This window comes from Saccharopolyspora tripterygii (assembly GCF_054778355.1).
In genome coordinates, this window is record NZ_BAAGZP010000034.1 from 67,370 (window position 1) to 88,855 (window position 21,486).

General features: G+C 70.8%; 18 protein-coding genes. 11 read left to right on the plus strand and 7 right to left on the minus strand.

Translation table 11 applies throughout. From position 1 onward, the window contains the following. Positions 1-115: 115 nt before the first annotated feature. The 6 genes from ACYVF3_RS24150 (at position 116) to ACYVF3_RS24175 (ending at position 5,542) form a co-directional block, all read left to right on the plus strand. Entirely contained in the window at positions 116-784 is a 669-nt protein-coding gene (locus tag ACYVF3_RS24150; protein ID WP_461156627.1) for an energy-coupling factor ABC transporter permease, read from the plus strand. Next, positions 781-1,116, plus strand: coding sequence for a PDGLE domain-containing protein (locus ACYVF3_RS24155; RefSeq protein WP_461156539.1), 336 nt, complete (start codon positions 781-783; stop codon positions 1,114-1,116). Before ACYVF3_RS24150 ends, ACYVF3_RS24155 begins: the two co-directional genes overlap by 4 nt. Next, on the plus strand, positions 1,117-1,884 hold the full coding sequence (gene cbiQ, locus ACYVF3_RS24160; RefSeq protein ID WP_461156540.1) for a cobalt ECF transporter T component CbiQ: 768 nt from the start codon (positions 1,117-1,119) through the stop codon (positions 1,882-1,884). After that, positions 1,872-2,648, plus strand: a complete 777-nt coding sequence (locus ACYVF3_RS24165; RefSeq protein WP_461156541.1) for an energy-coupling factor ABC transporter ATP-binding protein — start codon at positions 1,872-1,874, stop codon at positions 2,646-2,648. The genes cbiQ and ACYVF3_RS24165 overlap by 13 nt, the downstream gene beginning before the upstream one ends. Positions 2,649-2,714: 66 nt before the next feature. Further along, a complete protein-coding gene (locus ACYVF3_RS24170; protein ID WP_461156542.1) occupies positions 2,715-4,214 on the plus strand; it encodes a class I adenylate-forming enzyme family protein in 1,500 nt (499 codons plus the stop codon). A gap of 110 nt (positions 4,215-4,324) precedes the next feature. Further along, positions 4,325-5,542 carry a Bcr/CflA family multidrug efflux MFS transporter gene (locus ACYVF3_RS24175; protein ID WP_461156543.1) on the plus strand — a complete coding sequence of 406 codons (1,218 nt, stop codon included), beginning with the start codon at positions 4,325-4,327 and terminating at the stop codon, positions 5,540-5,542. On the opposite strand, the gene ACYVF3_RS24180 is transcribed toward ACYVF3_RS24175, so the two are convergent. The 4 genes from ACYVF3_RS24180 to ACYVF3_RS24195 form a co-directional block, all read right to left on the minus strand. Beyond that, positions 5,514-6,392, minus strand: coding sequence for a 3-methyladenine DNA glycosylase (locus ACYVF3_RS24180; RefSeq protein WP_461156544.1), 879 nt, complete (start codon positions 6,390-6,392; stop codon positions 5,514-5,516). The two genes, ACYVF3_RS24175 and ACYVF3_RS24180, sit on opposite strands and share 29 nt — an antisense overlap. 26 nt (positions 6,393-6,418) lie before the next feature. Then, entirely contained in the window at positions 6,419-8,119 is a 1,701-nt protein-coding gene (locus ACYVF3_RS24185) for a protein kinase domain-containing protein (RefSeq protein ID WP_461156545.1), read from the minus strand. Between the two features lie 178 nt (positions 8,120-8,297). Beyond that, entirely contained in the window at positions 8,298-9,338 is a 1,041-nt protein-coding gene (locus tag ACYVF3_RS24190; protein WP_461156546.1) for a hemolysin family protein, read from the minus strand. Next, entirely contained in the window at positions 9,335-10,684 is a 1,350-nt protein-coding gene (locus ACYVF3_RS24195; protein ID WP_461156628.1) for a hemolysin family protein, read from the minus strand. The genes ACYVF3_RS24190 and ACYVF3_RS24195 overlap by 4 nt, the downstream gene beginning before the upstream one ends. A gap of 419 nt (positions 10,685-11,103) precedes the next feature. Here ACYVF3_RS24195 and ACYVF3_RS24200 point away from each other — a divergent pair, with 419 nt between their 5' ends. Beyond that, complete coding sequence (locus tag ACYVF3_RS24200) at positions 11,104-12,582, plus strand: peptide MFS transporter (RefSeq protein ID WP_461156547.1); 1,479 nt, start codon at positions 11,104-11,106, stop codon at positions 12,580-12,582. Positions 12,583-12,643: 61 nt separating this feature from the next. Here the strand turns inward: ACYVF3_RS24200 and ACYVF3_RS24205 are convergent, their stop codons facing one another. The 3 genes from ACYVF3_RS24205 to ACYVF3_RS24215 all read right to left on the minus strand — a co-directional run bounded on the left by ACYVF3_RS24205 (position 12,644) and on the right by ACYVF3_RS24215 (position 17,006). Next, positions 12,644-14,161, minus strand: a complete 1,518-nt coding sequence (locus ACYVF3_RS24205; protein ID WP_461156548.1) for an alpha/beta hydrolase — start codon at positions 14,159-14,161, stop codon at positions 12,644-12,646. A 100-nt stretch (positions 14,162-14,261) separates the two neighbouring features. After that, positions 14,262-16,343, minus strand: a complete 2,082-nt coding sequence (locus ACYVF3_RS24210; protein ID WP_461156549.1) for an FUSC family protein — start codon at positions 16,341-16,343, stop codon at positions 14,262-14,264. Between the two features lie 69 nt (positions 16,344-16,412). Beyond that, positions 16,413-17,006, minus strand: coding sequence for a TetR/AcrR family transcriptional regulator (locus ACYVF3_RS24215; protein ID WP_461156550.1), 594 nt, complete (start codon positions 17,004-17,006; stop codon positions 16,413-16,415). Positions 17,007-17,259: 253 nt separating this feature from the next. Here ACYVF3_RS24215 and egtA point away from each other — a divergent pair, with 253 nt between their 5' ends. The 4 genes from egtA to egtD are packed head-to-tail and all read left to right on the plus strand — an operon-like array spanning position 17,260 to position 21,486. Then, entirely contained in the window at positions 17,260-18,420 is a 1,161-nt protein-coding gene (gene egtA, locus ACYVF3_RS24220; RefSeq protein ID WP_461156551.1) for an ergothioneine biosynthesis glutamate--cysteine ligase EgtA, read from the plus strand. A 44-nt stretch (positions 18,421-18,464) separates the two neighbouring features. Further along, entirely contained in the window at positions 18,465-19,772 is a 1,308-nt protein-coding gene (gene egtB / locus ACYVF3_RS24225; RefSeq protein ID WP_461156629.1) for an ergothioneine biosynthesis protein EgtB, read from the plus strand. Between the two features lie 2 nt (positions 19,773-19,774). Next, positions 19,775-20,539 (plus strand): ergothioneine biosynthesis protein EgtC, encoded by a 765-nt coding sequence (gene egtC / locus ACYVF3_RS24230; protein ID WP_461156552.1) that lies wholly within the window; start codon positions 19,775-19,777, stop codon positions 20,537-20,539. Next, complete coding sequence (gene egtD, locus ACYVF3_RS24235) at positions 20,521-21,486, plus strand: L-histidine N(alpha)-methyltransferase (RefSeq protein WP_461156553.1); 966 nt, start codon at positions 20,521-20,523, stop codon at positions 21,484-21,486. Before egtC ends, egtD begins: the two co-directional genes overlap by 19 nt.

A 21,486-nucleotide genomic window follows, 5' to 3' on the forward strand; every position in this document is an offset into this window, starting at 1 on the left:
TCTTGCCAGAGCCTGGTGATAGCACCTGAGCGGCAACTACTCTTGACCGGCGGTCGTTCCGCGGGGGAACGACCGATCGCGGGAGAGGACGCCGGTGCCGACCACCACGCTCGCCATGCACATGAGCGACGGGCTGCTCAACGCCCGCACCGCCCTGCTGTTCGCCGTCGTGGCGATAGCCGGCCTGGCGCTGGCGCTGGTGCGCGCGCGGGCCGACCTCGACGACCGCACGGCCCCGATGGCCGGTCTCGTCGCGGCGTTCGTCTTCGCCGCCCAGATGATCAACTTTCCGGTGCTGCCCGGCGTGAGCGGACACCTGTTGGGAGGCGCGCTGGCCGCGATCCTGGCGGGCCCGTGGGTCGGAGCGCTGTGCGTGGCGATCGTGCTGGTCGTGCAATCGCTGCTGTTCGCCGACGGCGGGCTGACGATGCTCGGCGCGAACATCACCAACATGGCGCTGATCGGCACCGCCGTCGGATACCTGGTGGCGCTGGCGCTGCGCGGACTGGCGACCCGCAGCCGTGCCGGGCTGCTGATCACCGCTTTCGTCGCCGCCTGGGTCAACACCGTGGTCGCCTCGTGCGGATTCCTCGTGGAGTACTCCCTCGGCGGAGCCGCCGGGTTCAGCCTCCCCACCGTGGCGGTGGGGATCGTCGGAGTGCACGCCCTGATCGGGATCGGGGAGGGGCTGATCACCGCGGCCACCGTCGGTGCCGTCGCCTCCGCCCGGCCCGACCTCGTCCACCTGGTGCGCGGTGCGCGCAGCGAGGAGCTCGCCCGATGAAGCGCTTTCTGATGATCTTCGCCCTGGTCGTGCTCGCGGTGGCCGGAGGCGTCGCCTACTTCGCCGACTCCGACCCCGACGGTCTGGACGCCGTCACCCAACGCGGGTGTGCGGTCGTGGAGACCGGAGGCGGTGAGTCGCTGGAAGGCCGCTGCATCGCCCAGCACGCCGGTGACCACGCCTTGTCGGACGGCCCGCTGGCCGACTACACCGTCGGCGGCGATGACCGGCTCACCGGTGTCGCCGGGATCATCGGCGCCGCGGTCACGCTCGCCGCGGCCGGCGGGCTGTTCTGGGGACTGCGCCGCCGGTCCGGGTCAGAGGACGCGTAGGTGGGCGCCGGGCACGCCGACGCCCTGCACCTGCCCGGAGACACGGTGCTGCACCGGCTCGACCCCCAGGTGAAGATCGCCGCGGCGTTCCTGCTGGTGCTGTGCGTGGTGGCCACACCGCGCGAGGTCTTCTGGGCCTTCGGGGGCTACGCGCTGCTGCTGATCGCGCTCGCGGTCCTCGCGCGGATCCCGCCCCGCTGGCTGGTGACGCGACTGCTGATCGAGGTGCCGTTCGTGGTGCTCGCGCTGCTGCTGCCGTTCACCGCCGGAGGCCCGAGCACCGAGGTCGCCGGGATCGCGCTGTCGACCGAGGGGCTGCTCGCCGGGTTCAACATCATGGTCAAGGGGACGCTCGGCCTGGGCACGTCGCTGCTGCTGGCGGCGACGACCGCGCCGCGCGAGATCGTGCTCGGCCTGCAGCGGCTGCGCGCACCGGCGCTGGTGATCACGATCATCACCCTGATGCTGCGCTACGCCGAGGTGATCGTCGCCGAAGCGGGACGGATGCGGGTCGCGCGGATCTCCCGGGGCCACGACCCGAGGTTCCTCTGGCAGGTGAGCGCCACCGCCCGAGGCATCGGGAGCCTGTTCATCCGCTCCTACGAGCGCGGCGAGCGGGTGCACCTCGCGATGCTCTCGCGCGGGTGGAGCGGTGAGATGCCCGAGGTCGACCCGGCCCGCCGGACCTCGTGGAAGACCTGGAGCATGGGGCTGGCCGCGCCCGCGGTCGCAGCCGTCGTACTGGGGGTGGCGTTGTGGACCGCGTGACCGAGCAGCGCGCCGGACTCCACGAGGCGCTGGGGACGCCCGCGCTGGAGATCTCCGGGCTGGCCCACGCCTACCCGGACGGTCACCGGGCGCTGCACGGCATCGACCTGCGGGTCGAACCGGGAGAGCGGGTCGCCGTGCTGGGGCCCAACGGGGCAGGCAAGACGACGCTGACGCTGCACCTCAACGGCGTGCTGCGGCCGTCGGCGGGGGAACTCTCCGTCGGCGGGCTCCCGGTGTCCGGCAAGACCTTCAAGGAGATCCGGCGTCGCGTCGGCCTGGTGTTCCAGGACCCCGACGACCAGCTGTTCATGCCGACCGTGCGCGAGGACGTCGCGTTCGGCCCGGCCAACTTCGGCGTGCGGGGCAGCGAGCTCGACCAGCGCGTTGCGGAGGCGCTCGGCGCCGTCGGCATGACCGAGCACGCACAGCGCTCACCGCTGCGGCTCTCCGGTGGTCAGCGCAAGCGCGTCGCGCTCGCGGCGGTGCTGGCGTGCCGTCCCGAACTGCTCGTGCTCGACGAGCCGTCGGCGAACCTGGAGCCGGTCGCGCGCCGCGAACTCGCTGAGGTCCTGCTGGCCGTGGGCGGGACGATGCTGATGGTCACCCACGACCTGCCCTACGCGCTGCAGCTGTGCCCGCGCAGCGTGATCATCGACGAGGGCAGGGTGGTCGCCGACGGCCCCACCGCCGAGCTGCTGGCCGACGAGGAGCTGCTGGCCGAGCACCGGCTGGAGCTGCCGTTCGGGTTCCGGGTGCCGTGACCGCTTGACCCCCGCCATCCGGCGGGTGACCGTGATCACTGTCAGTCGCGGCGGGGAGGTCAGGCGATGTTCGACAGGTCCGGGATCGAGCGGGACGAGCGGGGCGTCGCCCACTACACCGGGCTGGCCGACTCGCTGGTGCACATGCTGCGGGCGTCGGTCGAGCGCTTCGGCGACCGCGAGGCTCTGGTGGAGGTCGGCGGCGACCGGCTGACCTACCGGGAGCTGTGGCGGCGTGCCGCCCGCGTCGCCGGTGGTCTGCGGCAAGCCGGGATCGTCCGCGGCGACCGGGTCGCCAACCTGCTGCCCGCCGGTGTCGACTGGGTGCTGGCGTTCCTGGGCACGCAGCTGGCCGGGGCGATCGCGGTCCCGGTGAACACCCGCTTCGCCCGGCCCGAGGTGGAGTACGTGCTCGCCGACTCCGGCGCGTCGTTCACCTTCCGCCCGGCCGACCCGTTCCCGGACGGCGAGCCGCTGGCCGTCGACGACCTCAGGCCTGACGAGGTCGCGGCCATCTTCTACACCAGTGGCACCACCGGTCTCCCCAAAGGCGCGATGACCACCCACGAGAACTTCCTGTCCAACGTGGAGAACGTGTGCCGGGTCAAGGGAATCGACGCCGGAACGGGTTGGCGGACGCGCAATCTCGTCTCCGTGCCGCTGTTCCACGTCACCGGGTGCAACACGCAGCTGCTGCTGCAGCTTTCCTACGGCGGGGCGACCGTGGTGATGCCGAAGTTCGACGTGCGGGAGTTCCTGCGGATCATCGTCGACGAGCGCATCACCCTGTTCACCACGGTCCCCGCGATCTACGCGCTGGCGCTCAAGCAGCCGGATTTCGCGGAGTGCGACACGTCCTCGGTCGAGCACCTCTCCTACGGCGGCGCCCCGATGGCCCCGGCGCTGGTCGAACGCGTCAAGGCGGCGTTCCCGAACGCACGGGTGGGCAACAGCTTCGGGCTGACCGAGACCTCGTCGATCTCCACGTTCCTGCCGCACGAGCTGTCCGTCGAGCACGCCGATTCGGTCGGCTTCCCCGCACCGGTGGTCGACGTCGCGGTGCACGAGCCCGACCCCGCGACCGGCGTCGGCGAACTGCTGATCCGGGGTCCCAACGTGGTGGCCGGCTACTGGAACAAGCCGGAGGCGACCACCTCGACGTTCGTCGACGGCTGGCTGCGCACCGGCGATCTCGCCCGCATCGACGAGCGCGGGCTGGTCCACATCGCCGACCGCGCGAAGGACGTGATCAACCGGGGTGGCGAGAACGTCTACTCCGTGGAGGTCGAGAACGCGCTGGCGGCCGCACCCGGCGTGCTGGAGGCCGCGGTGGTCGGGGTCCCGGACGACGTCATGGGGGAGAAGGTCGGCGCGGTCGTCGTGGCCGACGAGGACTTCGAACCCGAGCTGCTGCTGGCGCACCTGCGAGAGCACCTGGCCGACTTCAAGATCCCGCAGTTCCTGCAGCTGCGCGCCCAGCCGCTGCCGCGCAACCCCGGCGGGAAGCTGCTCAAGCGAGAGCTGCGCGGGACCTCCGACTGGCAGGGACCACTCTGGGGCCGCTGAGCTCCTGTCCCTGAAGGCGGAGCGGACACCGATCGTCCTCGGTTCGGACCGGCACCGGCGCTGCGGTTACGGTGGTAGTAGTTCTTTGCGGTGCGAACGATCGAGGTGGGATGGCTGAGCAGTCGCGGGCCAAGTACGCGCTGATCCTCGGCGGGATGTCGGCTTTCGGGCCGCTGTCGATGGACATGTACCTGCCGGCGCTGCCGGCGATCTCCGGCGAGCTGCACGCCGGTCCCTCCCAGGTGCAGCTGTCGCTGATGGCCTGCACGATCGGCCTCGCGCTGGGGCAGCTGGTGATGGGTCCGCTGTCGGACGCGCACGGGCGCCGGCGGCCGATGCTGATCGGCGTGGTCGTGTTCGCGCTCGCCTCGCTGGCCTGCGCGCTGGCGCCGTCGGCCTACGCGCTGGCCGCGCTGCGGTTCGTGCAGGGATTCGGCGGGGCGGCGGGCATCGTCATCGCCCGCGCCGTGGTGCGCGACCTGTTCTCCGGAGTCGCGCTGGCCAAGTTCTTCTCGCTGCTGATGCTGGTCAACGGCGTGGTCCCGGTGCTCGCTCCGGTGCTGGGCGGGCAGCTTCTGCGGTTCACCTCGTGGCGCGGGGTGTTCGTGACGCTCTGCGTGATCGGTGCCGCGCTGCTGATGGCGGCGCTGCTCGCACTGCCCGAGACCTTGCCGCGCGAGCAGCGCCGGCCCGGGAGCCTCCCGCAGACGCTGAGGACCTTCGGCGCACTGCTGCGGGACCGCATGTTCGTGGGCTTCGCTCTGTCGGCGTCGCTGGCCTTCGCCGCGATGTTCGCCTACATCTCCGGCTCGTCGTTCGTGCTGCAGAACGTCCACCACCTGTCCCCGCAGATGTTCAGCGTCGTCTTCGGCGTGAACTCGATCGGCATCGTCACGATGGGCCAGGTCAACGGTCTGCTGGTCGGCAAGGTCGACTCCCGTCGACTGCTGGCGATCGGTCTCGGCTGCAACGCGCTCGGCGGCATCTCCGTGGCGGCCTCGACGGTGCTGGAACTGGGGCTGGTCGCGCTGTTGGCCGCCCTGTTCGTGACCGTGGCCAGCATCGGCCTGGTCTTCCCGAACGCCACCGCCCTCGCCCTGTCCGGGCACCGCGAGACGGCCGGGAGCGCCTCGGCGCTGCTCGGAGTGCTGCAGTTCATGATCGGCGGGCTGGTCTCCCCGCTGGTCGGCATCGCGGGCCCGAACACGGCCGTGCCGATGGGCGTCGTGATGGGTGCGCTGTCGGTCTCGGCCGTCCTGATGTTCGCCGTGCTGACCAGGCGTCGCGTCGAACCCGAGGTCACGCGACCTGCCGAGCGCCCCAGCTGAGGACGTCCCGGCAGGTCTGGATCAGCCGCTCGCGCAACGCTGCGGCCTCGTCGGCGAACTCGCGCTGGTAGCGGACGTATTCGGCGCGGCCCTGCGGGGTTTCGATCGCGACCGGCTCGTAGCCCAGCTCGCCGAGGTCGTAGGGGCTGGCGCGCATGTCCAGCTCGCGCACCCGGGCCGCCAGGTCGAAGCAGTCGGCGATCAGCTCGCCGGGGACGAACGGGTCGAGCTTGTAGGCCCACTTGAACAAGTCCATGTTCGCGTGCAGGCAGCCCGGTTGTTCCAGACTGACCTGGTCGGACCGCGAGGGCTGGAGCTCGTTGAGCGGGCGGGCCTGCGGGGTGAAGAACCGGAACGCGTCGTGGTGGGTGCAACTGATCGGCATCGACTCCACGACCTCGTCGGTGCCGCCGTGGCCCAGCCGCAGCGGCCAGCCGCTGTGCCGCACGTCCCCGGGTTCGGTGCGGTAGACCATCGCCCACTCGTGCAACCCGAAGCAGCCCAGCCGGGCCGGGCGGGAGGCCGTCGCGCTCAGCAGCCCGAGGATGAACTCCGCCGACGCGCGCCGCTTGTCGGTCAGCACCGCCGGATCCAGGGCGACGCCGTGCGGGGTCTCGGTGAAACCTCTGCGGGACAAGAACTCCTGTCCGCCCGCCAACGCCACGTCGACGCCGGGCTGCCAGCGCTCCAAGCGGGCCGGGCGGAACGAGTAGTAGGTGAACAGGAAGTCCAACACCGGGTGCTTGCGGTGCTGGTGCTGCCGCTGCCGGTGCGGGGAGGTCCACTCGGCCACCCGCTCGCGGTGGGCGTCCCGCCGCTCCCGCCACTCCTGCTCGGTCAACACCAACATCGCTGGTCAGGATATCTTCCAACGGCTCAGCGGTGGAACCTGACCCAATCCAGCTGGAGCGCCTCGCCGCCGATGTCGGCGCTGACCACGAGGTAGAGGCTGTGCGTGCCGGAGAGGTTCCGGCTGAGCTCGACCCGCACCGTCTGCCACGATCCGCCCCGGTCGAGACCGACCAGGTCGACCTCGCCGACCTTCTCCCCGTTCGGGCTGGTCATCCGCACTGTCATCGTGGCGTGCGCCGATTCCGGGACCGAGGTGCGCAAGCGCACGGACAGCGCGTTCGCCGAGGCGGTGCCGAAGTCCACGTGGTCGAATCGCAGCACGTCCCCGGCCATCAGAGGACCGGCGAACCGGGTGCCGTCGCTCGTGCCTTCGGTGATCTCCCGGCCCACCGAACCGGCCGCCTCGGCCTGCAACGCCTGGTACGCGCTGCTCCCGACGATCGTCGAGGCATCGTCGCCGGAACCCTTCGCGGCGAGGAACCCGAACACCGCCGCACCCGCCACCAGCACCAGCGTGACCGCGCCCGCCGTGAGGACGACCGGAGTCGGTGTGGACGACGGCTTCCGCGGGGGCTCGGCGTGCGGGGCGCCGCCGGGTTGCCCGTGCCACGAACCGGACCGCGCAGGCAGGTGCGGCTGGGCCGAGCGCATCTGCTGCGGCGGGATCCACGGCTGCGCCCGCGAGACCCCGGCCAGCGGGCGCGGGTTCGACGGAGGCGTCGGCGTCACCCTCGGGATCGACTGGCGCTGGTGGGTGTGGCCCGTGGGCCCCTGCGGGTGCACCGCCGGAGGGCGCGGGAGGGGGCGGATCCGCTCGGTCAGCGCTGGGGCGTCGGGGTCCAGGAGCGGCTCGAACGGTTCATCGCCCGCGGCCTTGACCAGCTCGTGGAGCCGTCGCCGCACCTCGACCAGCGGCATCCGCCGCGCCGGGTCCTTCACCAGCAGGCCGCCCAGGACCTCGCCGACGGGGCCGGTCTGGTGGTGGCGGGGGAGCGGCCCGTGCACGATCGAGCTGATGGTGATCAGCGGATCGGAGGTCTTGTCGTACGGCGGGTGGCCTTCGGCGGCCGAGTAGAGCGTGGCGCCCAGGCTCCACAGGTCGGCGCCGGCACCCAGCGTTCCGCGGCGGGCGATCTCGGGCGGCAGGTAGACGGGGGTGCCCAGCAGGACTTCCGAGCGGGTCATGCTCTTCTCGGCGGTGTTGCGCGAGAGACCGAAGTCGGCCAGCTTGACCTTGCCGCGCGGGCCGAGCAGCACGTTGCCGGGCTTGACGTCGCGGTGCACGATGCCGACCAGGTGGGCCGCGTGCAGCGCCGCAGCCACGCCGTCCATCATCACGGCCAGCTGGTAGTGGTTGAGCGCCCGGTGCCGCTTCAGGATCGTCGAGAGACTTTGCCCCGGAACCAGTTCCATGACCACGAAGGGCCGGTCGTCCTCGCGGGCCACATCGTAGAGCATCACCGTGTTCGGGTGGCTGAGGGTGGCCATCGCCCGCGCTTCGCGCAGCGCCCGCTCGCGCAGATCGGCGGCTTCGTCCTCGGGGACGTTGGCGGGCAGGTGGAGTTCTTTGACCGCGACGGGGCGTTCGAGGACCTCGTCGGTCCCGGACCAGACGTAGCCCATCCCACCCTTGCCGATGGTGCGGTCCAGCCGGTAGCGGCCGCCGATCACGCGGCCCGAAGAAGAGTTGTCCGCGTGGGACGGCGAGAGCTGATCATCTCGCACGCGACGACACTACCCAGCGAAGATCCCCGTCCTCATTCGGGGCACACCCGGAACGAACTGGGAAAACGGGATCCTGAGACTGATCGTCCGAATCGCTGCGCCCGCGGTTTCTCGCGAAGTTGGGCCAACTGGGCGAGCGGAGTGGTGCTCGCCCAGTCGGCCCGGTGCTCCGGCTCGGTCAGCGGACGTGCGTGGCGTCGCGGACCGTGCCCACGTACTCCTCGACCAGGTCCTCCAGCGCGACGACCCCGACGGCCGTTCCGCTGGAGTCGACCGCGGCGGCGATGTGGCCGCCCGCCCGGCGCAGCGAGGCCATCGCCTCGTGGAGGCGAGCCGTGACCGGGACGGTCGGCAGCTCACGCCGGCGGGCGTCGGCGATGGGCGTCTCCGGAGTTTCGCCCGCCTGGTCGAGCACGTCCTTGACGTGCAGGTATCCGACCAGCCGTCCGTCGTCGCCGCGAACCGGGAAGCGGGAGAACCCGGTGTCGGCCACCAGCCGCTCCACATCGCCCAGCGTCGGACGGCCCGGCAGGGTCGTGACCTCCGGCAGCGGCACCAGGACGTCGGCGACCGTGTGCTCCACCGACGACAGGGTCTGGGCGAGCCTGCGGTGCTCGGAGTGCTCGAGCAGCCCCTCGCGCCGCGATTCCACCAGCAGCTCCGCCAGTTCGGCGGAGGTGTAGGCGGTCTCCAGCTCGTCCTTCGGCTGGACGCGCAGCAGCTTGAGCACCGCGTTGGCCATCATGTTGAACAGCGCGATGAACGGGCGCGCCAACTGCACGAACCCGACCAGCGGCGGGACCAGCCACAGCGCCGTGCGCTCCGGCTCGGCGAGTGCGAGGTTCTTCGGCACCATCTCGCCGACCAGCACGTGCAGCACCACCACGATCGCCAGCGCGATCGTGAACGCCACTGCGTGCGTCGCGGCCGCGGGGATGCCCAGCGCGCTGAACGGTCCCTCCAGGGTGTGCGCGACGGCGGGCTCGCCGAGGCGGCCCAGTCCCAGCGAGCACAGCGTGATGCCCAGCTGCGCGCTGGTGAGCATCAGCGAACCCTCCTGGCTCGCCTTGATGACCGTCCGCGCCCGGCCCACACCTTGGGCCAGCAGCGCTTCGAGCCGGTCGCGGCGCGAGGACAGCAGGGAGAACTCCGCGCCCACGAACAGCGCGTTGAGCATCAGCAGGAGCACGCCGAGCAGCAGTGCGAAGGAGTCGCTCATCGGGCCGCCTCCACCGCGTCGGCATCCGCGTCCGCGGGCGCGGGCTGCTTGTTGAGGCGCAGCTCCGCGATCCGGTGCTTGTCCATGCGCATGACGGTCAGTCGCCACCCGTCCACGTCGAGCCGGTCATCCACCGACGGGATGCGGCCCAGCCGCCACAGCATCAGACCGGCGACCGTTTCGTAGTCGCCGTCGGGCATGGTGAAGCCGGTCGCCTCGGCGAGCTCGTCCGGCCGCAGCAGGCCCGAGATCAGCCACGAGTCCTCGCTGAGCCGGCGCACGGCGGAGATCTCCTGCCGGTCGTGCTCGTCGCGGACGTCGCCGATGATCTCCTCGACCACGTCTTCGAGGCTCACGATGCCGGCCGTCCCGCCGTACTCGTCGACGACGACCGCCAGCTGCAGGCCGGAGCCGCGCAGCCGGTTGAGCAGCGCGTCGCCGTCCAGCGTTTCGGGAACCGTCGGCACCGGGCGGGAGAGCGTCTCGACCCGGGTGGTCTCCCGGCGGGCTGCCGGGATGCCGAACGCGTGCTTGACGTGCACGACGCCCTGGATGTCGTCGAGATCGCCGCCGTGCACCGGGAACCGGGACACCCCGGTCCGGCGCGCCAGGTCGAGCAGGTCCACGACCGTCTCGCCGACCTGCAGCGAGGCGACCTTCACGCGCGGGGTCATCAGCTCCTCGGCGGTGCGGTCGCCGAACCGCAGCGAGCGGTCCATCAGCCTGGCCGTGGTCTCGTCGAGCGTGCCGTGCTCGGCGCTGGAACGCACGATCGAACCGAGTTCGTCGGGGGAGCGCGCCGAGCGCAGCTCCTCCTGCGGTTCGATGCCGAAGCGGCGCACGACCCAGTTCGCGCTGTTGTTCATGGCGTCGATGAGCCACTTGAAGACCTGCGAGAACCGGGCGTGGTAGCCGGAGACGGCGCGGGCGGTCGGCAGCGGGCGGGCGATGGCGAGGTTCTTCGGCACCATCTCGCCGAACACCATCGACAGCGCCGTCGCCAGCAGGATCGCCAGCGCCAGCGACACGCCCTCGGCCACGCCGAGCGGCATGCCCACGGCCGTCATCACCGGCTGGATCAGGTCACCGATGAGCGGCTCGGCCACGTAACCGGTGATCAGGGTGGTCAGGGTGATCGCGACCTGCGCGCCCGAGAGCTGGAACGACAACGTGCGGTGCGCGCGCTGGACGGCACGAGCGCGCTTGTCGTCGACCTGGTGGACGTGGGCGTCGACGGTGGAGCGTTCCAGCGAGGTCAAGGAGAACTCGGCTGCCACCGCGAGAGCGGTGCCCAGCGTGAGGACCGCGATGAACAGGAGGCCGGCAACGGCCAGCACGATTTCGATCAACCCTCGGCCCGCCTCGTGATAGCGCCCGTGGGTCGGAGATAGCCGGGTCTACTGCCCGGCTCGGTACTGCTTCCCTCTGGGGATTGTGCCGCTGGCACTGAAGTGCTCACTCCCGTGAATAGAAATGGACCGGTTGAGAAATGGTCATACCGAGTATACCGGCGCTGAAGGGATGCAATCGGTAGCGGCACGATCACGATTCCCGTGTTTCCCGGAGGGAGCCGTCCCGGGCGCTCCCGCGCGCGGGGGCCGGCGGGCGTGGTCACCACCAGCGGTGTTGACCCGCCCGGGAGTCCGTTGTGGCCGGTCGATGGCTGCTTCTCGCCCCGATGGACTGATCCAGTCCACCTGGACGTAACCTGCGACAAAGTAGTCGCGGTCACCATCCCGCCGAACAATCACGAGAGGACGTGATCGTGAGCACACCCACGGTTGCGGACGCGCCGCAGAAGGGTTTCTTCGGGCACCCACGCGGTTTGTTGACGCTGTTCTTCACCGAGATGTGGGAGCGGTTCTCCTACTACGGTATGCGCGCCATTCTGGCGTACTACCTCTACTACGCCGTCTCCGAGGGCGGCCTGGGGATTCCCGAGTCGACCGCGCTGTCGGTGGTCGGCATCTACGGTGCCTCGGTCTACATGACCGGTGTGCTCGGCGGTTGGCTCGCCGACCGCATCGTCGGCGCCCAGCGCGCGGTCCTCTATGGTGGCGTGATCATCATGCTCGGCCACATCGGACTGGCCATCCCCGGTGGCATGGCCAGCGTGCTGGTCGGCCTGGTCCTTCTGGTGATCGGCACCGGCCTGCTCAAGCCGAACGTCTCGGGCCTGGTCGGGAGCCTCTACAGCGAGGACGACAACCGCCGCGACGCCGGCTTCTCGATCTACTACATGGGCATCAACCTCGGTGGGTTCATCGCGCCGTTCGTGGCCGGAACCCTGGGTGAGAAGGTCAACTGGCACCTCGGGTTCGGCGCCGCCGCGGTCGGCATGGCGTTCGGCCTGATCCAGTACACGATGGGGCGCAAGAACCTCGGGAACGCCGGACTGCACCCGGTCAACCCGCTTCCCGCCGAGCACAAGGGCCGCGTCCTGGGCCGTGCGGGCGGGATCGCCGTGGGCTTCGTGCTGGTGCTGGTCGTGCTGTCGGTCAGCGGTGTGATGGGCCTGGAGGGCCTGGTCAACCTGATCAGCGTGATCTCCGCGGTGCTGCCGATCATCTACTTCGTGGTGATGCTCTCCAGCAAGCAGATCACCAAGGTCGAGCGCGACCGGCTGATCGCCTACATCCCGCTGTTCCTCGCCACCGCGCTGTTCTTCCTGCTGTTCGAGCAGCAGCCGAACACCCTGGCGAACCTCGCCGAGGCGGACACGGACCTCAACGTCCTGGGCTTCGCGGTTCCCGCTTCGTGGTTCCAGTCGGTCAACTCGCTGACGATCATCATCCTCGCTCCGGTGATGGCCGCGATGTGGATGAAGCTGGGTTCCAAGCAGCCCTCGACACCGCAGAAGTTCGTCGGCGGGCTGTTTTTCGTAGGCCTGTCCTTCCTGTGGGTCGTGCTGTCGAAGTCCGTCGCCGGTGATGACGGCAAGCACCTGCCGATCATGCTCGCGCTGGTCTTCGTGATCATGACCGTGGGTGAGCTGATGCTCTCCCCGGTCGGTCTCTCGGCGACGACGAAGCTCGCGCCGAAGGTGTTCGCCTCGCAGACCATGGGTCTCTACTTCCTGGCGCCTGCGATGGGTCAGGGCCTGGGCGCTCAGGTCGTGAAGATGTACTCGGTGGAGAACCAGCAGCTGTACTTCTCGGTCGTCGGCCTCGCCACGATCGCGTGCGCCGTGCTGCTGCTCCTGTCCGCGCGCACCATCAAGCGCTACATGCACGGCGTGCTCTGACGCTGCGGATGTGCGAGGAGGCCGGTCCCGTCATGGGGCCGGCCTCCTTCTCGTTCGGGCCTCAGCGCAGGTCGTAGGTGCGGGAGCCGCGCGTCTCGGGCGCCGACGGGTCGGGCTCGGCATGTCCCGGGATGTCGATGTCCTCCTGTGGCAAGGCACCGCGCACCAGGTAGTCGGTGCCGATGCGGTTCGCCTCGGCGTTGCCCGCCAGCGCCCAGACCCCGTGCTTGCCCGCGTCGCGCTCGGTCACCAGCACCGAGGACGGCAGCGAGTGGTGCATCTCGACGGCACCGGCGTAGGGCGTGGCCACGTCGTGCTCCGAGTTGAACATCAGCACCGGCGGCAGGCCCTCACCGGTGATCTTCGTGGGCTGCTGCCGGGGCGCCTGCCAGGTGCGGCAGGGAGCGACGGTCCAGCTGTTGAACCACGCGGCGAACGGGTGCTCGGCCGCCATCCGCCGGGAGTCGCGCTCCCACTCGGCGCTGCGGGACGGCCAGGGCGCGTCGGCGCACTCCACGGCGTTGTAGATGGCGTTGCCGTTCTCCGCGAGCGCGTCCTTGGGCGTCACCATCGCGGCCAGCGCGCGGTCGTCGCCGCGCAGCTGGAAGTCCGCGAGGCCCTGGGCCAGCGGCTGCCAATCGGATTCGCCGTAGAGCGCGTTGAAGCTGATCTCGATGAGCTCCGACGGTCCGAGCGGCCCGCGCGGTGCCCGGCGCAGGTCGGCCTGGGTGCGTTCCCACGCCGCCTTCACCGCGCCCGGTTCGGTGCCGAGGTGGAAGACCCGGTCGTGCCGGGCGACCCAGCCGAAGAAGTGGTCGAGGCGCTGCTGCGCGGCCACGTCCTGGGCGAGGTTGTTGCCGTACCAGATCTCCGAGACGTCCGGGTTCACCGAGCTGTCCAGGATCATCCGGTCCACCCGCTCCGGGAACAGCTGCCCGTAGACCGCGCCGAGGTAGGTGCCGTAGGAGTAGCCGAGGAAGCTGATCTTCTGCTCGCCGAGCGCGGACCTGATGAGGTCCATGTCGCGGGCGTTGGTCGGCGTGTTGAGGTGCGGCAGGTACTTGCCCGCGCGCTGCGCGCAGCCCTCCGCGTAGGTCTCCGCCCGGTGCCAGTTGATCTCACGGGTGGTGGGGGAATCGGGGTCGGGCAGCGGGTTGGCCCAGTACTTCGCCGGGTCGACGCAGCTGATCGGCGTGCTGTGCGCGGTGTTGCGGGTGTCGAAGCCGATCAGGTCGTAGGAATCGCGCACCTGGGGTGGGGCCATCTGGCCCATCGCGCCCGCGAAGTCCGCGCCCGGCCCACCGGGACCGCCGGGGTTGAGCAGCAGGGAGCCGCGCCGCGCGTGCGGGTCGCGCGCGGGCAGCTTGGAGATCAGCAGCTGCACCTGCTCACCGCTCGGACTGGCGTGGTCCAGCGGGACGTCGACGGTCGCGCACCGCAGCTGCGGGTACGGGGTGGCGATGTCCTCGGGGCACGGGCCGAACTGCGGCGCCGGGCCTGCCGCCGCGGTGCTCGCCGCGGCCGGTGCGACGGCCAGCGCGGCCGCCGCGGCCAGGCCGAGCGCGATCGAACGCTTCACGTGGGGGCTCCTCAAACGCGTGGAGGCTGTTGATCTCGCAGCGTATGGGGGTCGCGTTCGGGGGCCGGGGACGCGGTGCCGTGTCGCCGGAAGGGGGGTGTCAGCTTCGCCCGGCCAGGTGAGCGTCGGTGCCGATCTCCCGCGCGATCTCGTCGAGGACCAGCATCGTGCGGTCCAGCCACCGGATGCTGCGGTGCAGCGAGGTCGGCCCGCCGGTGAGCGATTCGGCCAGGTCGTGCAGTTCGTCGGAGCTGCGGTGGGCCGCCCCGATCGCTTCCTCGAAGGGGACCTGTCCCTCGTCGGTGAAGGACTCGGCGGCATCGGCCAGCGCCCACAGCTGCTCGGCGATGCGCTCGCGGGTGTCGGCGTCGACCATCTCGGCGGTGTCGCTCAGCGCCACCGAGAGGTTGCGGACGTAGTAGGCGCAGCCGCTGAGGTTGGCGGCCAGCCGCTGCACCTGGCTGCGCCGCGACCGGAAGCGGTACACCGTCAGCGGGTTCGCGCTGGCGAGCACCTTCTGGAGGGCGTCGTCCACGGCGCGGGTGGTTTCCTGCAATCCCGAGGCGGTGCCCTGCACGCTGAGCTCGGTCCCGGTCTTGCGCAGGAAGTCCCGCAACGCCTCCAGGAACTCGGCGGTGTTGGAGCGGATCACCTCGCGGGTGCGGGTGGGCAGCACGAAGAACGCCGCCAGTGCGCCGGCCGCCGCACCGACGGCGGTCTCCGCGAGTCGCGTCTCCAGCACGGAGGCGTCGAAGGTGCCGAGCATCCCGTAGAGCGCGCCGAGCAGCGTGGTGATGAAGAAGGTCATCGCCGCGTAGGAGTAGCCGACGAAGTAGAACGCCAGGAACACGCAGGCCAGCATCACCGACAGCTCCGCGGCGAGATCGTCGCCGACCATCGCGGCGACGAAGATGCCCGCCAGCACCCCGAGGATCGTTCCCGCCGTGCGCTGCCACGCGCGCACGAGCAGCTCGCCGCGGCTGTTGGCGCTGATGAACACCACGAACGCGGTGATCACCGCCCAGTACCAGCGGTTCGGAGCGACCAGCTGGCCGAACACGATCGCCAGCCCGGCCGCCACGGTGACCTGGATGGCGGTGCGCACCTCCGGTCGGGCGAGGCCGGTCTGCTCGCTGGCGGAGTCGTCGGTCTCGTCGTCGGAACGGGCTTCGGCGTCGTCGCGCTCCTCGCCCAGTTCACCGGCCGCTTCGGCGAGCTCGGCCAGCTCGGTGCCGAGCCTGCGGATCGCCATCGCCACGTCGACCGAGCCGCGGTCCTCGATCTGCTCGGACACCCGCCGGGTCGCCTCCCGCACCTGGTGCGGGCGGTTCTCCAGCACCGACAGCAGCGCGCCGACGGCGTGCGGGACCACACCACCACCGCTGGGGTGGTCGACCAGCTGGAGCAGCCGGTTCACCAGGTTCTCGGCGGCCAGCTCGACGTCCAGGATCCGCTGCCGCAGGACCTTCCGGCTGTCCTCGGAGATCTCGTCCATCCGCCCGACGGTGCTCTCCAGCATCAGCGAGGTCTCGTTCAACCGCGCCGACCGGTTGTGCAGCCGGCGCCGCTTCGACGTCGACTCGGGCTGCCCGGCGACGTCGCGCACCGCGTGCAGCAGCCCGTGGACCTGAGCGCGCAGCGTCCGGCGCCCCCGTGCCAGCACGCCCTCGGGATCGTCGCGCAGCACGAGGAATCGAAGACCGGCGGCGGCGACGGTGCCGATGAGGACCGCGGCGAGCAGCGCCGGGAACTGGGCGGGCTGCGGGCGCAGGAACATCGAGAAGAAGTAGCCCATGAACGCGACCATCCCCAGCGGGAAGTACCGCGTGCCGAACCTGCGCACGTACACGGCGACGAAGATGACCAGCAGGAACACCGCGCTCTGCAGAGGTGGTGAGAACGCGGTCCCGATGGACAGGCCCAGCGCGGCGAGCACCGGCAGCGGCAGCAGCGCGTAGGTGATGGCCTGGTCGCGCCGTTCCGGGTCGTTGACGCCGAGCGAGCCGTTGATGGCCACGACGGCGCCGATCATGGCGGTCGGCAGCGGCTGCCCCCACCACGCCAGCAGCGGGATCGCGACGGCGAGCGTCAGCGCGACGGAGAGGGTGACGCGCACGGCCGTGCGCAGCCTCCGCAGCGAAGGATCGGAAGCGAGGAAGCGGTTCCACCACTCGCTGCCCATGCCGCGCGACTCCTTCAGCTCTGCCGTCGTGGCCGTGACATTACGCCTCGCGGTGGCGGTGCTGTGGGATCAGCGGCCCCGGTGGCGCCGCACGCTCTCCTCGACGACGTCGAGGACGGAACCCAGGTGCTTGGCGGGCAGGCCCATGGCCAGGTGCGAGACGAGACCTTCCAGGACCAGCTCCAGGTAGGCGGTCAGCACGTCGACGTCGACGTCGTCGCGCAGGTTCCCGGACTGGTGCTGCCACTGCAGACGCGCCCGGGTGGCGGCGGTGAGCAGTTCGGAGCGCTGCGCCCAGCGGTCCCGGAACTCGACGTCGGTGCGCAGCCTCCGGGAGACCTCCAGCCGGGTGCCCAGCCAGTCGGCGCCCAGCGCGCGGGCTTCGATCCCCGCGGGCGCGTCGAGCAGGTTGCGCATCACCTGCACCAGGCCTTGCTCCGCGACCACGTCGGCCATCCGCGCCGCGTCGTCCTCCGCCAAGGCGAGGAACAGCGATTCCTTGTCCTTGAAGTGGTGGAAGATCGCTCCGCGGGACAGCCCGGTGGCTTCTTCCAGGCGGCGCACGGTGGCACCCTCGTAACCGAAGCGCGCGAAGCAGCTGCGCGATCCGTCGAGGATCTGTCGGCGTCGTGCGTCCAAGTGGTCCTGGCTGACCCGGGGCATGCCGTGAATCCTTGCAGGACGGTCGTTGCGGTTGCAATCCGTACGTACGGTTTGTTGGCAAATCGAGCCGGTTCGGGTGGTGGTGAACCGAATCAGCACGCTTCCCGCCTGCTCGATAACAGCTGCCCGGGCGCAGAACAAGGGTCGCGGCTGTCAGAGGCGGGCGGTAGCGTCGGTAACCGGCCAAACACGGGCGGTGATGATCTTGCCGATATCGACCGATCCTGCAGCAGGCGAATTTCCGACCTCACGAGTGCGCACCAGGGCGGAGGCCGAGGCCTACGTGGCGTCGGTGTGCTTCAAGCACGGTCCTCCTCGATTGCTGGGTGTCGAACTCGAATGGACCTTGCACCACCGATCCGATCCGGGACGTGCCCTCGACGCCGCGACGCTGATCGCCGCTCTCGGCCCGCACGCACCCCGCTCCCTGGTTCCCGACAGCCCGCAACAGCCGCTGCCGAACGGCTCCGCGCTCAGCGTTGAGCCTGGTGGCCAGGTCGAGATCTCCAGTCTTCCCACCAGTTCGCTGCGATCCCTGCTGAGCGTGGTGGCGGCCGACGCCGACTACCTCCGCCGTACGCTCGCGAAGGCCGGGCTGGTGCTCGGCGAGAGCGGGCTCGACCCGTACCGCCACCCGAACCGGATCCTGCGCGTGCCGCGCTACCAGGCGATGGAGAGCGCGTTCGACCGCATCGGCCTGGACGGCCGGTTGATGATGTGCAGCACCGCCGGGGTGCAGGTGTGCCTCGACGCCGGCGAACCGGAGCGCATCGCCGCGCGGTGGAACGCGCTGCACGCGCTGGGGCCCGTGATGATCGCGGCGTTCGCCAACTCACCGCGCCTGTTCGGCGTGGAGACCGGGTGGGCCTCCACCCGGACCCGGGTGCTGCTCGACACCGATCCGCCGCGCACCCGGCCGGGCCCGATCAAGGGCGACCCGGTCCGCGGCTGGGCGCGGCGGATGCTGGACATGTCCGTCGTGTGCCGCCGACGGGAGGGCGACGACTGGTCGGCGCCCAGCGGCCTCAGCTTCGCCGAGTGGATCCACGGCGGGCTCCCGGAGGCTCCCACCCGTGACGACCTCGACTACCACCTGACCACGGTCTTCCCGCCGGTTCGCGCGCGCGGGTACCTGGAGGTGCGCTACCTCGACGCCCAGTCCGGTACGGACTGGATGCTGCCCACCGCGGCGCTCGCGGCCCTGTTCGGCGACGAGTCCGCCGTGGACAAGGTGGCGGTGATGGCCGCGCCCGCAGCCGGGCGCTGGGTGCACGCGGCCCGCTCCGGTCTCGCCGATCCGGTGCTGGCCCAATCCGCCCGGGAGATCTTCGACCTGGCGTGCCGGTTGCTCGACGGCGTGGGCGGGGGCCTCGCCGAACGCCTGGCAGAGCACGTCGCACGGCGGCTGAGCTGAACTCGTCACGACCGGAGGGGTGCACGGTGAAAGACCTTCAGGACATGGGAACCGAGGACCTGCGCGAGCACGTCGCGGCCGAGCTGGCCCGCACGCGGCAGCGCAGCGCGCAGCTCACCGACGCCGTCGACGACGAGGATCTCGTCAAGCAGCACTCGCCGCTGATGTCGCCGCTGGTCTGGGACCTCGCGCACGTCGGCAGCCAGGAGGAGCTGTGGCTGGTGCGCGACGTGGGCGGGCGCGAGGCGGTCCGCCCCGACATCGACGACCTCTACGACGCCTTCCAACACCGCAGGGCCGACCGCCCCGAGCTCCCGCTGCTGGGCCCGACGGAAGCCCGCCAGTACGTCTCGACGGTGCGGGACAAGGTCTTCGACCTGCTCGGCGAGACACCGCTGGAGGGGCGCAGGCTCGTCGACAGGGCCTTCGCCTTCGGCATGATCGTGCAGCACGAGCAGCAGCACGACGAGACGATGCTGGCCACCCACCAGTTGCGCGACGGGCCGCCCGCGCTCGACGCCGAACCTCCGCCACCGGGTGAGACGGCGCTGCCGTCCGAGGTGTACGTGCCTGCCGGGAGCTTCGCGATGGGCACCTCCACCGAGGCCTGGGCGCTGGACAACGAGCGCCCGGCGCACGAGGTCCACGTCGAGGCGTTCCACCTCGACACGACGCCGGTCACCAACGCCGAGTTCGCCCGGTTCATCGACGCCGGCGGCTACCACGAGCCGCGCTGGTGGAGCGAAGCCGGAGAGCGCTACCGGCACAAGGCCTCCCTGGAAGCTCCCCGATTCTGGATCCGCGACGGCGACCGCTGGATGCGCCGCCGCTTCGGGCGCGTCGAGGAGGTGCCCGACGACGAACCCGTGGTGCACGTCAGCTTCTACGAGGCCGAGGCCTACGCCGCGTGGGCCGGGAAGCGGTTGCCCACCGAGCAGGAGTGGGAGAAGGCGGCCAGGTTCGACCCCGCCACCGGCCGCTCCCGCCGATACCCGTGGGGTGACGAGGACCCGGACGCCGAACACGCGAACCTGGGACAGCGCCACCTGCAGCCGGCCCCGGCCGGGGCCTACCCGCAGGGCGAGGCGCCCTGCGGCGCGCGGCAGCTCATCGGCGACGTGTGGGAATGGACCTCGAGCGATTTCCTGCCGTACCCGGGGTTCGCCGCGTTCCCCTACCGGGAGTACTCGGAGGTGTTCTTCGGCAGCGACCACAAGGTGTTGCGCGGCGGGTCCTTCGGCACCGACCGGGCGGCGTGCCGGGGCACGTTCCGCAACTGGGACCTGCCGATCCGTCGGCAGATCTTCGCGGGCTTCCGCTGCGCCCGCACACCGATCCCGGACGAGCGCTGAGCATGTGCCGACATCTGGGCTACCTCGGAGCTCCCGTGCCGTTGGCGGAGCTGCTGCTCGATCCGGCGCACTCGCTGCTGGAGCAGTCCTGGGCGCCGAACGACATGCGCGGTGGCGGGACCGTCAACGCCGACGGCTTCGGAGCCGGCTGGTTCCGCTCCGACGGGACCACCGGCGTGTACCGCAACGGTGCGGCGATGTGGACCGACACGTCGTTCCCACCGCTCGCCAGGGATCTGCGGGCGTCGGCCGTGGTCGCGGCCGTCCGGTCGGCCACCACGGGCATGCCGGTGGGACCCGAGCTGTGCGCCCCGATGACCGACGGGCGGTGGTTGTTCAGCCACAACGGCAAGGTCGGCGGCTGGCCGGATTCGCTGGCGAAGCTCGCGGGACGACTCGACCCCGCCGAGCTGCTGACGGCCCAGCCCACCGATTCGGCGGTGCTGTGGGCGCTGCTGCGGCGGCGGCTCGCCGACGGCGATGACCCCGAGACTGCGATCGCCGAGCTCGTGCGGGAAGTGCACGCCGCGGCACCGGATTCGCGGCTGAACCTGCTGCTCTGCGACGGCAACCGGATCGTGGCCACCACCTGGACCCACTCGCTGTGGGTGTGCCGGGAACCCGATTCGGTGACCATCGCCTCCGAACCGTTCGGCCGGTCCGACCGGACCCCGTGGGTGGAGATCCCCGATCGCTGCCTGGTGGTGGCCGACACTGAACACACCGAGGTCGTTTCCCTGGAGGAGCCGTGCGACAACCCGACCTGACCGTGCGCTTCACCGAGGCGGACGCCGACCGCGAACTGCGCGCCGAAGTCCGAGAAGGGCTGACCGACCACCCGAAGTGGCTCTCGCCCAAGTGGTTCTACGACGCGGCGGGCAGCGAGCTGTTCGAGCGCATCACCGAGCTCGACGAGTACTACCAGACCCGGGCCGAGCACCAGATCCTCCAGCGCACCGCGTTGACCATCGCGGAGCTCACCAACGCCGCCACGCTGGTGGAACTGGGCTCGGGTTCTTCGGAGAAGACCCGGCTGCTGCTGGACTCCCTGCGCAAGCACGGCACGCTGCGGCGGTTCGTGCCGCTGGACGTCTCCGAGTCGGCCCTGCGCGGCGCGGTCGCGGCGATCGAGTCCGACTACCCTGAGCTGATCGTGTCCGGGGTCGTCGACGACTTCACCACCGGCAGGCTCGACGCTGGCGAGGACCGGCTGGTGGCGTTCCTCGGAGGCACCATCGGCAACCTCCTCCCGGAGGAACGCGCCGGGTTCTTCGCCGCGTTGCACGCAGCGATGCGGCCGGGGGAGTGGCTGCTGCTGGGGACCGACCTGGTCAAGGAGCCGTCGCGGCTCATCCGCGCCTACGACGACGCGGCGGGCGTGACCGCGGACTTCAACCGGAACGTGCTGGCTGTGCTGAACAAGCGCCTCGGCGCGGACTTCGACGTGGACTCCTTCGAGCACGTGGCGCGCTGGAACACCGATCAGGAGTGGATCGAGATGCGGTTGCGCGCCCGGCGGCCGATGCACGTCAGGGTGCGTGAGCTCGCGCTGGACGTCGACTTCGCGGAGGGTGAGGAGATCCGCACCGAGATCTCGGCGAAGTTCCGGCGTAATCGCATCGCCGACGAGCTGGCCGTGGCGGGTTTCGACCTGGGGAGCTGGTGGCTGGACGACGCGTCGGAGTTCGCGCTGTCGCTGTCGATCGCGCGCTGA

Coding starts and splice junctions, on each gene's coding strand:
- ACYVF3_RS24210 (WP_461156549.1), bottom strand. CDS start 16,343: ATGGGCAGCGAGTGGTGGAACCGCTTCCTCGCTTCCGATCCTTCGCTG.
- ACYVF3_RS24155 (WP_461156539.1), top strand. CDS start 781: ATGAAGCGCTTTCTGATGATCTTCGCCCTGGTCGTGCTCGCGGTGGCC.
- ACYVF3_RS24150 (WP_461156627.1), top strand. CDS start 116: ATGCACATGAGCGACGGGCTGCTCAACGCCCGCACCGCCCTGCTGTTC.
- ACYVF3_RS24190 (WP_461156546.1), bottom strand. CDS start 9,338: ATGAGCGACTCCTTCGCACTGCTGCTCGGCGTGCTCCTGCTGATGCTC.
- ACYVF3_RS24215 (WP_461156550.1), bottom strand. CDS start 17,006: ATGCCCCGGGTCAGCCAGGACCACTTGGACGCACGACGCCGACAGATC.
- egtB (WP_461156629.1), top strand. CDS start 18,465: ATGGGAACCGAGGACCTGCGCGAGCACGTCGCGGCCGAGCTGGCCCGC.
- ACYVF3_RS24180 (WP_461156544.1), bottom strand. CDS start 6,392: ATGTTGGTGTTGACCGAGCAGGAGTGGCGGGAGCGGCGGGACGCCCAC.
- ACYVF3_RS24175 (WP_461156543.1), top strand. CDS start 4,325: ATGGCTGAGCAGTCGCGGGCCAAGTACGCGCTGATCCTCGGCGGGATG.
- egtC (WP_461156552.1), top strand. CDS start 19,775: ATGTGCCGACATCTGGGCTACCTCGGAGCTCCCGTGCCGTTGGCGGAG.
- ACYVF3_RS24170 (WP_461156542.1), top strand. CDS start 2,715: ATGTTCGACAGGTCCGGGATCGAGCGGGACGAGCGGGGCGTCGCCCAC.